Source organism: Desertivirga arenae (genome assembly GCF_017355785.1).
Classification (GTDB): Bacteria; Bacteroidota; Bacteroidia; order Sphingobacteriales; family Sphingobacteriaceae; genus Desertivirga; species Desertivirga arenae.
In genome coordinates this window covers 371,806-384,380 of the sequence record NZ_JAFEWE010000002.1, presented here as the reverse complement: position 1 = coordinate 384,380, position 12,575 = coordinate 371,806, and the positions used below count along the sequence as shown (strand labels likewise).

Annotated in this window: 13 protein-coding genes; 5 read left to right on the top strand and 8 right to left on the bottom strand. The window is 42.2% G+C overall.

Annotation, left to right across the window (positions count from 1 at the left end):
• Positions 1–567: 567 nt before the first annotated feature.
• Positions 568–4,266: a T9SS type A sorting domain-containing protein gene (locus J4N24_RS05630; protein ID WP_207532685.1), complete on the top strand. Its 3,699-nt coding sequence runs from the start codon at positions 568–570 to the stop codon at positions 4,264–4,266.
• A 40-nt stretch (positions 4,267–4,306) separates the two neighbouring features.
• Here the strand turns inward: J4N24_RS05630 and J4N24_RS05625 are convergent, their stop codons facing one another.
• The 6 genes from J4N24_RS05625 to J4N24_RS05600 form a co-directional block, all read right to left on the bottom strand.
• Entirely contained in the window at positions 4,307–4,918 is a 612-nt protein-coding gene (locus tag J4N24_RS05625; protein ID WP_207532684.1) for an SUKH-4 family immunity protein, read from the bottom strand.
• 124 nt (positions 4,919–5,042) lie between these two features.
• Positions 5,043–5,261: a hypothetical protein gene (locus J4N24_RS05620; protein ID WP_207532683.1), complete on the bottom strand. Its 219-nt coding sequence runs from the start codon at positions 5,259–5,261 to the stop codon at positions 5,043–5,045.
• A 4-nt stretch (positions 5,262–5,265) separates the two neighbouring features.
• Positions 5,266–5,514 carry a hypothetical protein gene (locus tag J4N24_RS05615; protein ID WP_207532682.1) on the bottom strand — a complete coding sequence of 83 codons (249 nt, stop codon included), beginning with the start codon at positions 5,512–5,514 and terminating at the stop codon, positions 5,266–5,268.
• Between the two features lie 6 nt (positions 5,515–5,520).
• On the bottom strand, positions 5,521–5,982 hold the full coding sequence (locus J4N24_RS05610) for a DUF5675 family protein (protein ID WP_207532681.1): 462 nt from the start codon (positions 5,980–5,982) through the stop codon (positions 5,521–5,523).
• Positions 5,983–5,984: 2 nt separating this feature from the next.
• Complete coding sequence (locus J4N24_RS05605; protein ID WP_207532680.1) at positions 5,985–6,611, bottom strand: DUF6266 family protein; 627 nt, start codon at positions 6,609–6,611, stop codon at positions 5,985–5,987.
• A gap of 55 nt (positions 6,612–6,666) precedes the next feature.
• Entirely contained in the window at positions 6,667–7,308 is a 642-nt protein-coding gene (locus tag J4N24_RS05600; protein ID WP_207532679.1) for a DUF6266 family protein, read from the bottom strand.
• A 325-nt stretch (positions 7,309–7,633) separates the two neighbouring features.
• Here J4N24_RS05600 and J4N24_RS05595 point away from each other — a divergent pair, with 325 nt between their 5' ends.
• From J4N24_RS05595 to J4N24_RS05580, 4 genes are all read left to right on the top strand, one after another.
• A complete protein-coding gene (locus J4N24_RS05595) occupies positions 7,634–7,771 on the top strand; it encodes a hypothetical protein (RefSeq protein ID WP_207532678.1) in 138 nt (45 codons plus the stop codon).
• Between the two features lie 117 nt (positions 7,772–7,888).
• Positions 7,889–9,424 carry a GntR family transcriptional regulator gene (locus tag J4N24_RS05590; RefSeq protein WP_207532677.1) on the top strand — a complete coding sequence of 512 codons (1,536 nt, stop codon included), beginning with the start codon at positions 7,889–7,891 and terminating at the stop codon, positions 9,422–9,424.
• Between the two features lie 13 nt (positions 9,425–9,437).
• Complete coding sequence (locus tag J4N24_RS05585; protein ID WP_207532676.1) at positions 9,438–9,740, top strand: helix-turn-helix domain-containing protein; 303 nt, start codon at positions 9,438–9,440, stop codon at positions 9,738–9,740.
• A gap of 140 nt (positions 9,741–9,880) precedes the next feature.
• Positions 9,881–10,270 (top strand): response regulator, encoded by a 390-nt coding sequence (locus J4N24_RS05580; RefSeq protein WP_207532675.1) that lies wholly within the window; start codon positions 9,881–9,883, stop codon positions 10,268–10,270.
• A gap of 105 nt (positions 10,271–10,375) precedes the next feature.
• On the opposite strand, the gene J4N24_RS25835 is transcribed toward J4N24_RS05580, so the two are convergent.
• The gene (locus J4N24_RS25835; protein WP_207532674.1) at positions 10,376–10,594 is read right to left on the bottom strand and encodes a sensor histidine kinase; all 219 of its coding nucleotides are present in this window, start codon (positions 10,592–10,594) and stop codon (positions 10,376–10,378) included.
• Between the two features lie 13 nt (positions 10,595–10,607).
• Positions 10,608–12,266 carry a GAF domain-containing sensor histidine kinase gene (locus J4N24_RS05570; RefSeq protein ID WP_207532673.1) on the bottom strand — a complete coding sequence of 553 codons (1,659 nt, stop codon included), beginning with the start codon at positions 12,264–12,266 and terminating at the stop codon, positions 10,608–10,610.
• Positions 12,267–12,575 lie beyond the last annotated feature (309 nt).

The following is a 12,575-nucleotide window of genomic DNA, read 5'->3' as shown; positions in this document are numbered from 1 at the left end:
GGTAGAGGATACAGTGATTTTTTTTAAAATTTTTCTTGCTTTTTAATAATACTCTTTCGTACCTTAGCAGTACAAATAATTGTGATAAGGTTTAGGTTGCCCTGGCGCTCTCATAGTATCAGGGCTTTTTTTATGCGCTTTGCACAGCAAGGCTTCTATCTACTACTTCCACCGCTTCAATAAAAATCAACTCCATAACTTACCGTTGCACCTAAAGCAGCTAGCACAGCCGTGGGGGGAATAGTAAATTTTTCCAAAGGTAATCCAAGGGGATCCCGACGGTATATCACCTTTGTCTCTGCTAGCTATCTCCTTGCTATCTGCTTGCTGAAATTTGCAATCAGAGAGAACGGGGAGATCAGGGCGAGAGATACCGGAGAGATCGCGAGGATACCGTTGGTCTCCTTTTGGTATATCGTTGGCTGCCCCAGGGATTTTTTCTATCTTTAATTCGTTTTAGAAAAGGATATAGATGATTTTGCGGCCAATCGGCCTGAAGCTTTCGTATAACCTTTATAATTTGTCCAAACCTTAATGATGAGTTATTGCTTCCGTGCCCTCCTTATATTGATTATTATATTCCCTGTATTTTCGGGAAATGCTCAGCCAGGCTCCATAGATTCTACTTTTGCAACTAGTGGAAAAGCAATGTTTAAGCTGGGATTTCCACATTTCGAAGTAACCAGCGCTTGCGAACAGAGCGACGGTAAGATCATAATAGCTGGTTCGGCAATGAACATAAATAATAATGATCTTATCTTGATACGCCTTAAGCCAGATGGGAAGCTTGATCTTGAATTTGGAACTGGTGGAGTGGTATATACGCCTGTATATGATAATGATGTTCCAAGTAAAATTGTGTTACTGCCCGACGGAAGTTTTTATGTGGGGGGAAATAGTGTATTGAATTTTAAGGAGGAGTTAATTATTTGTAAGTTCAAAAGTGATGGTACTCTTGATCCGACCTTCAATTTAGGTCGTTATTTAAGTTTAATGTCAAGCTTTCAGGACATGGCAGTGCAGCCTGACGGTAAATTGTACACCTGTGATCCTTTGGGAAAAACGATCTCGCGGTATGATGTTCGAGGGGGTGTTGACAGATCTTTTGTTCAGCAGAGTATTGCAGATAGTTTATTTACCATCAAAAGCATAACTGTACAACCAGATGGTAAAGTACTTATTGCCGGTTTTGTCAGGGAGCATCTTTTTCTTGCGCGCTACCTTGCTGATGGAAAGCGGGATCTGGGTTTTGGGAATGGGGGAAGAAGCCTTGTTTATTCCTTTGATGCAGAGCAATATGGTAAAGTTCAAGTTAGCCTGGGCGCAAATGGAATAGTGAATATCATGGTACAACTTTTTCCCGGGTCCAATGAGAATTATTTTGACAAGCAGCGGCGGGCTTACATGCAATGTACTGAAAGTGGAAAATTAATTACTACTCGGGGAAACAAAGGCCTGTGCCTGCTAACATTATCCGATTCCAATTTCTACCCTTATCAATCTATTTTCGACCCCGAAGGAAACATAGTTGTTGCTGGAGTAAAAAGAAACAGTAATGGTATTCACCAGATGGCAGTTTCAAAATTTGATTCCGAAGGTTTGCCTGATGGATCTTTCGGAAGTGATGGACAAAGCAGTGTCCTTGACGAAGGCCCGCCAAGAGAAGGATTGGTACCTTTGGTATTAGCTAACGGTAAAATTGTGGTTGCGGGGTATGAATTAGGAAATGGGCAAAATTATGTTGCTGTAGCCTGCTTTAATACCATCGGAACCCCTGATAAAAATTTTGGTAATAATTCTGTAACTACAGTAGCTGTAGGAGCGGGAAAAAAGAATTTAAAAGGAATAGCACAGACCGTGCTTACAGATAAAGATGGGAACGTTTATGTTGCAGGGTATACTAAAAATGGAAGTTTTAATAGTATAGCACTAATGAAGATGGCGCCATCTGGTTTGCCTGACAAAAGTTTCGGGAAAGAAGGGATCTCTTATGCCCCGGTAGCTGAAGAGCCAAACTTAGTTTCTGCTTATTTTCCAATGTGGGCAGAAAAAAATATGTCGATGGCCAAGGACAAGGATGGAAACTTATATATCGCTGCTCCAAATTATAATTATTTTACATCTATGGGGGGATGTTCAGTTTATCGGTTCACAGCTAATGGGGATCTCGATGATAACTTTGGGTACAAGGGAATAGTAAGAATAAATACTACGACGTATGCTTTTCCATTAGGTATTGCTATTCAATCAAATGGCAAACCAGTGGTGGCGGTAGGTGCCAGCGGATCACTTATCAAGCTGACAAGATTAACTCAAAACGGTTCCGTTGACCTTTCTTTTGGAATTAATGGAGTGTTAGAGGAGAAGAGACTCGATGGTGATATTAGCCTTGGAAATGGCACTTCTCGAAACGAACCAGGAAGACTGACTATTCAACCGGATGATAAAATACTTTTAACCGGCCGGGCAAAATATCCTCACGCTTATGAACCTTTTTCTTTTGTTCGATATAATTCAAACGGTTTTGTCGATTCTACCCTCGGAAATGAAGGATTAATGGCCACCAGGATTGCTGACAATAAGATCGTTAGTCCTGAGGCTATTTTAGTGCAACCTGACAAAAAGATAATTGTTGGAGGATCCCTTTCCAGCCAGGAAATATTCGTGGCAAGGTTTGATAGTTTGGGACGGTTTGACAAAACTTTTGGTAATGAGGGGATTAAGATTGGACTTAAGGGCACTCATCTCAATAGGATCATTAAGCAGGCTGATGGGAAGATATTACTGGCGGCAGATAACTATGAGGAAGGCCGGGCAGGATATAATAAAGGACAAATGGTAGTCAATAGACTAAATGAGGATGGAACAGTGGATAAGAGTTTTGGTGATAATGGCGCAACCTGGATTCAGTCAAGTTCGCTTAATCAAGACCTGCTGGGCGATATGGCAATAGACGAAAATGGAAGGATCTTTTTAACGGGAGCTACAGAAGCGCTGAATTTTAATGAGGGTTTTGCTGATTGGGTAGTGTATTGCCTAAAAAACAAAATGGAAGAATACAGACTATCTGTTAAAGGATTTAGTCCCAAGGCGGGTGGAAAAGGATCTATCTTGCATATTTCAGGTACGAAATTCTCTGATCTTCAGTCGGTAACTATTGGAGGAATTTCAGCAAGATCAGCCAGAATAGTGGCACCTGATGATATTGAAGTAGTACTAGGCGACCACGTGGTATCCGGAGATATTGTAGTGGATATGGCCGGAGTCAAATTTACTCTTCCAGGATTTACCTATATCCCTAAACCTATTTTAACCGCCGAAGGTCCAACAACCTTTGTCGCAGGTGATAGTGTAGTTCTTCGCACTGCGGAGATTCCTGGTTACTCCTACCATTGGAGTATGAACGGAATGAATATTTCAAGAGGAAACGGAAGTAAGCTTACAGTTACCCAAGCAGGAAGGTATTTAGTGCAAGTTTTTTTTGAAGGCTACTGGGTCGCATCGAACGATGTAGAAATTACGGTTGTCAATACATCGGCTCCCTATGTAATTACAATAAATCCCTCAACAGCAAAAGCAGAAACCTCAGTTACTATAACAGGTTTAAACTTTACAGGGGTTACTTCTCTTAGTTTCGGGGGCATCACCGCTAAGTCATTCAAGGTTATTTCGCCCACCACTATAGAAGCTATTGTGGGTGATGGATCATCAGGTGATATTACATTAAAGTCAGGAAAGGGTTCTGGTAGCTTCTCAGGTTTTAATTATGTACCTCAACCAACAATTACCGCTAGCGGACCAACTACTTTCTCAAATGGAGGCTACGTTGTATTGAAAGCCAGCCCCGGCACTGGCTATTATTTTCAATGGCAGAAAGATGGGGTTAATATTGCTGATGCCATGGATTCGTCGTACAAGGTTACCGAAAGCGGAGTTTATACCGTGGCTATCAGTCTAAATTCGGTCGTAAGTCAACCTGCACCTGATATTTCTGTTACCAAACTCCCGCTTAAAGATCCGAAAGAAGATCTTCATGTATTTCCGAACCCCTTTGAAAATGTTTTAAGTATAGATTTAGGTAGCGAAGTCATTACTAGGACCACCCTAACAGTCTACTCTTTGGAGGGCAAGCAAGTTATGAGTGCTGACTATACCAACCTTCACGGTGTAGTATCGGTTGACCTGTCAAAGCTAAAAGGCGGAACCTACATTCTTAGGCTGCCTGATAATACCTCAGGGCGTGTGATTAAGATATTGAAAAGGTAGTATTTCGAGGTACTTTGCCATATATGGCCAAACTTCGCTTTTATTTTCTTGCTTTAAGCAAGTTCCAAAGCTCTTTTTTCCAGAAGGGGCCTTCCTGAAAAATAGTGGGACTAATACCGCGGAATTCTTCTTCCAACTCAATAAAGTGTTCATCTGTAAAGTTGGATCCATCATAGCCATCAATTCCATTTTCGACCGTTATCTTATGAATAAAGGATTGAAAGGCCAGCAGGCATTGGGCCAATTGTTCAATATTCTTATTAATCTTTAACTTGAGCTCTAGATTTTCCCAGTCAACAATTACTACTTCGTCGTTATGATCGGTATCGAAGCAGATTATATCGTGATCAGCAACGCCAAAGAAAACAAGGTGTTTGGGGGCTTCCCTTTGGGGAGATCCGCAAAATTCTTCAGCAGTGCATAACTTTCCTCCTAAAGGCCTGAAGTGAAGGTTTGGTGCTGCTGATACAGGAAATCCCACCCTCAGGAACTCTTTGGTGCTTTCCAGAAGATTAACATGTTCAATCTCGCAAGGTGGATAGGTGATCCACTTTCTGCCTCTTCCAGCAACGGATTTCCAATGTTGTTTGAATTGCGTTGGTGTCATCTCCAATCTTTTGAACTTGACAAATATCCTAAATAAAATCCTCATAGTTGAAATGCGTACTTCTATGTAAGCTATCCCCTTTACTGGATATAAGCGGGACGCTCATACCAGTAAAGGGGATGACGGTAAAAGATCAAGCCTTGTCCTTCGAATCAAGGCTTGTTTGCATTTATTCCCCCTCTACCGTAGCTGCAGATACTGCCGAGGCTACTAATCCTGCTGTAACAAGATACCCTGCTGCGGTCGTAATGGCGACTGGTAAAGCAATGGGCGCTGCGAGTACCGCTGTTCCGGCGGCTCCAAGTAGGAGGCCTATTTTCTTCACTTTTTTGAAAAAGGCGGGACTGGGTTCCTTTAGCCTCGTTTTGATGTTAAGCTTTCTTTTCATGTTCCTAGTATTTAAGTAAACGATGCTCTAATTGCTCGATGCGCTTCTCATGCAGGTTAATGCGCTCGGCAGTGCGGCTGCTTTCCGACTGGGTGTTGGCCTTGATCAGCTCTGTATCCAGCTTGATCTCCGAAAGGTTCAGCTCCATCTTCTGCACATCGCTATGCAGTTGCCGGGCAAAAAAGGCGATGAGCGAGAAAAGCAGGGATAAAATGCCCCCTAGAAGAAGGCTGATATTGATGTCTATCTGCATGCTGTTTTAATTTAGATAGGTTTGTATATGATTGATCACTTCTAGCCGTGCATTTCCGCTAGCGATCATCTTCAACAGAAGGGGATACACTTCCTTATAGGCGAATGCGGATTGCTGTACCTGAAAATCTCCCTTTACCACAGCCCAGGAGTGCCCGGTTAAGGGACAACCAGCGGTATCTGAAACATAATTCCCGATATGAATAAATACCAAAGTGAAGTTGGGGATCCCAGCAATCTCCAGCATGCCTTTGTGCAAGCCTGGATAGGCTTGTTTGTACCGCTGGTTCATTCCTGCTGTAGAGTTGATCTTCAGCTCGTAGTGTCCTTCTGGAATGCAGGTGATGCCCGGGATCTTTTCTTTCCGTATGCTGTCTTCTAAAAGGAAGCACTGGAAAATTCGATTGATATAAAGGTGACTGAGGGTACTGTTCTTCCCCGCAGCCACGCGGATGATTTGAATTGACATAATCAAGTTAATTTGATGTAGCTCGTTGCAGAGGCGCTTTTTCCATCGGGGCTGAGAAAGATCAGGTACGCATGAAGAGCGCTGCCCAGAAAGCCTTCGGGTATTTCAGTGATAAGCTCTCCGTTGATCAGAAGAGCATTACTTTTCTGATACATGGAGGACTTGGTATCTTCATTGTAGATCGCCAGGTATATGCTGCTATAATCTACTACTTCGCCGCTCGGATCGCACTGCCATCTGATGATTAAGTTCTTCCCCTCAAGGATATGGTAATAGTTCTCAGGTGCTGTAAGATTTCCTTTTGAAAGTTGAACCGTCTCAGGCAGAATTTTTGCATCCGGGCTCCTGGGGTCGAAGGAGTGGTGGAAAAAATAGCTTCTGGCGCAATCATAGGGTACTCTTCTCTTTTTTGAAGGTTCCTTCCATACCTCTTTAATAAGAGCTTTGAATGGAAATAAAAAGTGTTCCATCATGCTTAGCTTTGAACTAATTAGCTGCTGCGCTACGCTTCTGGGTTTCTTTTTGTCGGGTCTTAACCTCACATAAGCTTTACGTAAAGGACCACTGCAGAAAACCATATTACCGAGGCTGCCGCTTGGAAGCCAGAGTGATTTATTTATCGATGCCATAGTTTTGATTTAAAAAAGCTGTTTTTGCCAGATCAGCAAAAACAGCTTGGATTAATTAAGCAAGTACGGTAACTGACCCTAAATAGGTGGTCCTACTATTCTTCGAACCTACGGAGGAGGTAAAGAACATCCATGCATGAACGGTATCGTCTGCAAAAGAAGCAGGCAAACTTATTTCTGCACTGTATTCAGACCGCAGGAATGTATTGTACGTGGCTGGTGCTTTTCTCACCTCATCATAGATCACCACTGTAACTACATCTGCCATTTCCTCCGTATAAGGAACACCTGGTTCTTTCCAGCTAATGTGAAGCTTGGCGTCTGGAAGTGCTTCAATAGTGGCATCTAAGCAGGAGGTAAGGGCACCTGCGCTAAGGGTAATTTTCGCATAGTCGACACTTAACTCAGGATATTGACCGGTAATAGCCAGTTTATTTGCTTTAACAGCAACATTAAAGGCGGTTGCGCGACCGGTGAAGCTATTTGCAAAGCCCCGTTCTACAACTCTTTTTATCTGCATCATAAATTCCTGAATAAGTGCAAATCTTAATCGCGCTTCTATTTGACTATCCGTAGCCGTTTTATTCGACCGCTTAGCCATAGCTTTCAGATAATTGATATCTCTCCAGTTACTTGCTACCATGTTACCTAGTTTTCCGGATAGCTTACCCATTGGGTTGTTTTGTAATTCTGCCATTGTTTTAATTTTTAAAATGAAACCATTTGTCCGGCTTCCTCAGGCGTCCCTTTGGAAGCTCTCTTTCGTCCGCTGGTACCCTGGCGGACAGAACAAACGTAGTGGTACGGTGAAGGGAAGTGAATTTTAGGCAGCATTTTCCCGAACGTTCCCTGATAGTTCCTTCTGTTCCCGGATAATTCCTACCGGATGGATACTTAGGGAAAGAACATCTGCAGGAACAAATAGCGGCCCATAGCATGGAAGGATAGTAAGGCCAGGCTAAGGCCAGCGACCAGAAGGCTTCGCTTCTCAGGCGCTATGAACCCCATCTGGCGCCTATCTGATGCGGAACTTTTGCGGATTTGGCGCGCCAGATCCCGCCGCAACGGGAGCAGAACCTGTGGTGCTGGCTAGAGTAGCGAGGCTGTCTGCTTACATGGGTTTTCTATACTATGGAGAAAGCGGAGAGATCGTTGCCTAAATAGGTCTGCCTCAATAAACTACAATAGGTTACACTTTTTAATAATTAGCTTAATTAGATTTGATTTAAGTATCTGAGTTTACTATGATTTAATCATTAATTAACCTTGTCCTACAAATGAACTACATTTCATCCGACTCCTTTAACAAGAAATTGTGGAAAAGGGAGAACGCAAAAAACAACACGCTAAAAAGATTTAAATGGATCAATTCCTTATCCCTTCAGCTGAATAAAAAGAAGCGCCTTCAACCACAAATCATACTATTCATTGAAAATCTAATCTGCAAAAACGAATTGCAGCCGGGAGATCAGGTTCCTCCTATAAAACCTTTTGCAGATGCGCTCGGCATTCAACACAATACAGTAGCTAAGGTTTATCGCAATTTGGAGTGCAATGGTTTCCTGGAGTCTAAGCCTCATCAAGGAACCTATGTTAAGGGCTGTACTGAAAAATGTATTAAAGATCTTCAGACCTATCTTCAGCAGAAGCCTGCCTTTTTCTTTAAGACAAAGGGAAAGGGGCGTCCTCCGGTTATAGACCGGGGGAAGGCCTGGTTGGAGTTGGGTAACTTTTTCCCTTGTGCGGATGATCTACTGGATGGGAAGTATATGACAGCTTGTGGAGACGCAGTACGATTTTACAGTACCAAATTTGCCGCAAACAAAACCAGAACCGCGAGTCTGAATGCGACTTTGATGCGGTTAATCGAGAGCCGATCGATGAGGGTGAATGAATCGCAATTTCTATTTACCAGACACGGAAAAGCCACCATTTCTGAAATACTTCGAACCCTTCTTTCTGAAACAGATACTGCCGTTTTAGCTTCGCCTGCCGACTCGCACTACTACCAGGCTTTATCGATGATCACTTCTCATATAAGTTTTACGGGTTCGGATAGGGAGGGGATGAGTATAGTGCAGTTGGAACGGATCTGCAGAAAGAAAAATATAAAGCTGGTCTTGATCCGTAGTTCGGCAGATTATGAAAGAGGTGTGCCTCTAAGCAAACAAAGAAGGGAGCTTTTGCTAAAGCTAGCCGACCAGTACAACTTCGTAGTTATGGAAATTGACGACTATCCCGACTCTTTCTATGGCAAGTTCAATTTCCCCCTGCTCGGCAAGGCCAAAAGTGCACGAGTTATTTACGTCAGTTCAGTCTCCGTCACGCTGAACAAGCTGGAGAACTTCAGGTTGGTGATAGCGCCTTCCGCTTTTATCACGCATTTAAAGCACTTTCAGGAGTCGATGGAAACAGCGACAGACAAGATTATGGAGCATGCCCTGCATACCATTCTTAGTTCTTCTGCGCAGCACGAACAGTTAAAAAAGCTGAATTCAAAATCGAAAAAGGCGATGGGAGATATTATAGAGATCACCAAGTTCCATTCTGAAAGTTTTGAAGCCAGTTACCCGGCACTTGCAGGATTCGGTTTATGGATTGAGTTCAGATATCCTATGCGAAGGGAATTGGTGGATCAGGTGTTTGCTTCCTATGAAATCAGTACCAGCGCAAAAGGGAACATAAGGGAATCGAATCTGACAGGCCTCAAGATAGGCTTTGCTACCGGACTGCCCTTTAATTTAGAACCCGCTTTAGAGATGCTTGCTAAGAAGCTCCAAAAGGAGATCCTAACCAGAAAGAATCACCATTAAAAAATATAATACCATGCACGATCTTACTCGCTTAATCAAAATTATCTACGCACTTAAAACCGACTTTGAATCTGTCCGTAATGATGTTCACATTATCATGGAATGGTCCAGGAAACATGTTTCGTTAGCCCCACCTGAATCACAAAGTACTGCAAAAGTGCATTGGATAACCGCTCAGGCCGCTGCTGAATTAATTCATACTAGTCGCAAAACTATCGAAGCTTATTCCAGGGACGGCAAAATAAAGAGAGAAATGGTGAACGGATTATGGCATTATTTGGAGTCGGATGTGTTGAAGTATGATAAAGGAAGGTAGGTGGCCTGAAATGGCCAAAGTTTAAAACAATCATCCTCCAAATGCCTTTTCCTAAAGGAAACGAACTAATATTTAAAGTACTATTGAAAATTAAATTTTCTTGGTGCGAAACCTAATCTTCAATAAAAATTGTAGTTATTATGGGGAAATTGATTTTGGCGGTGGATGATGATAGGGATATTTTAGATTGTCTGGAGTTGTTGTTACCAATAGAGGGGTACTCGGTAGTTACCTCTTTGGAGCCTGATAACATTTTTGAGAATATTTTAGAATACATTCCAGACTTGATCCTACTCGATATTCAGATGGGGGAGCATGATGGTCTTGAAATCTGTAAGGCACTTAAAGGTAATGATTACACTAAAGATATTCCGGTTATTATGCTTTCCTCGGACAAACGTATATTCGAGGCAATGAGTAAGTATAACGCAGATGGAATTATACCTAAACCTTTCAATATTGAGGAAATGATTAACGCTCTTGATGATTTCTTAGCGGCTAAAATTATTCCTATTAGCAGGGCTTCATAGTTAAATTGTTACCCTTAATGGCCTATTAAGCAAGCATGACAGAAACTCTATTCTATATTTCGATAGTCTAACTGAGTTAAAGATGCTGGCGGGTAAGAGTGCGTATTAAATGGGTATAGTAAACCAAAATGTGGAGCCCTTTCGAAGCTTACTTTGTACTCCGATTTCACCAGCATGTTGCTTTATTATTTCGTATGAAATAAATAATCCAAGTCCCATTCCAGACTCAGGACTTCCCGGATCTGCCCGATAGTACCGGTCGAAAATTTTAGATATTCTATTTTTATCAATTCCTTTCCCTTGACGACTAATTAAAGCAAGCAATGACAGTAACTCATTATGAAGATGCTGGCAGTGTCAGGCAAAATGTGGTACCTTTATTTTCTTCTGATTCCACCTCAATAGTCCCATTATGCTTTTCAATGATCTCCTTTGTTATATACAAGCCGATACCGAGACCAGAAATGCCCGGGTTAGTATCATTAACCCGGTAAAAACGCTCAAAAAGGTTAGGCAACTTGTCTGTCGGTATTCCAATCCCCCAATCTGTTACGGCGATTTTAACAAAGCTGTTGGCCGCCGTTAGTCTCACCTCAACTTTATCCGAGCCAGGTGAATATTTAACAGCGTTACTTAAAAGGTTAAGAATAGCCTGCTCCATCCGGTGTCGGTCTGCTAAAACCAACACGTTAACAAGAGCTGAGCTAAATGCTATTTTATGAGAAGGGATAGAAAGTTCTGTTGCCTCTATACACTCCGCAATAAGTGCTTTAAGGTCAACTTTCTCGAAAGAGAACTGCAGTTTGCCTGCTGCTATCTTAGACAGATCCAGCATATCATTAACCAGAGAGGTCAGTTTCCCTGATTGGTACATGGCTTTTTCCAGGAATTTCTTTTGAGTATCCGGTAAGTCTCCCCGGTTTAAAATTTGAAGATAGCCAGAAAGACTGGTAAGCGGGGTTTTAAGCTCATGACTGGCCATACCGATAAACTCATCCTTTTTCTTTTCCGCTGAAATTCGCTGATGGATCTCCTCCGAAGCCTGCTCATGTAGACGGGCATTTTCAAGGGATACCGCTATCCTTGCTGCAAAATCCTGAGCAAAGGACAGATCAAGTTCGGTGTAAGATTTCTTTGAGCAAGTACGAATGAAGTTGATTGTTCCAATAATATTTGTTCCCACTTTCATGGGAACAACGATGGATGAATGAAGGTCCATACCCAAAAGGATTTCCCGCTGTTCCGGATCTTCAATCGATTGTCTGATCAAATCTGGGGTTATAAGCGGAACCAGGGAAGATTCCCCGGTTTTCAGAATATGGCTTTGAATGCCAGGAGCGTCTATTCTTAACGGTTTACGCTTCCGGTGCTCAACTGCCCAATTCACATAATCCTGTTTCTCATTATAGACAAAAAGGAGATCGAGCTTTTCACCATTAACAACGTTTATACTAAACCAGTCTGCAAATTGAGGCACAACAAACTTGGAAATTTTATCAATGGCTGAAGCGGTATCCAGGGATAGTGCCAGTTCTTCACCCGCATGGTTCAAATAGGCCAATAGTGCACCCCGGTCTTCGGCATTCTTTTTTGCAAGAACCAGGTCAGTTACATCCGTAGCAACCACTAAAACAGCCGCATTACCTTCACCATTGTCCCTGGGTATAGCGGTGTAGGAGTAATTGAAATAAATGGTTTCCCTGATCCCGTTTTTTACCACATAGGCCACTGCCTCCTTGTCTTCGTAACCAACACCAGTTTCCATAACCTGCCGAAGCAATTCGGGAAAAGGCTGGTCTTTCAGTTCTGGTAAAATATCAAGAAGAGTCTTACCGATAATACTGGCATCCTTGCCCCATACCTTGAACAGGGCCTCGTTTCCATGTGTAAGAATAAGATCAGCTCCTTCTAATACAGCTATCGCTGTTGAAATATTTAATATTGCGTGATTAAGTGTTTCTAGTGATACCTGACTGCCCGATTGCAATTTTCCCATTAATGTCGTTTAAAACTATCCCCTTCAACGAAAACCATTCCCGCTAGTTACCAGAGTTTGCTTAATTGAAGGAGAGACTAAGTATACTGTTATTAGTTTAATATTGGGCTATTAAAACTTTTTTTAATGAATGCACTACTAAAGTTATGAGCTATCTGTTCTGACATTCCTGCTTCATGTTTTAGTACGACGTCATTATATATCTGCAAATTGAAGCCACTTTGTTCAGTTCTTGTTCAGTGATCCTTCGCTCAATTGCGCTTAAAACTGGGTTTGGCCTGAGCATAATATGAACAAGTATTGGTGGTA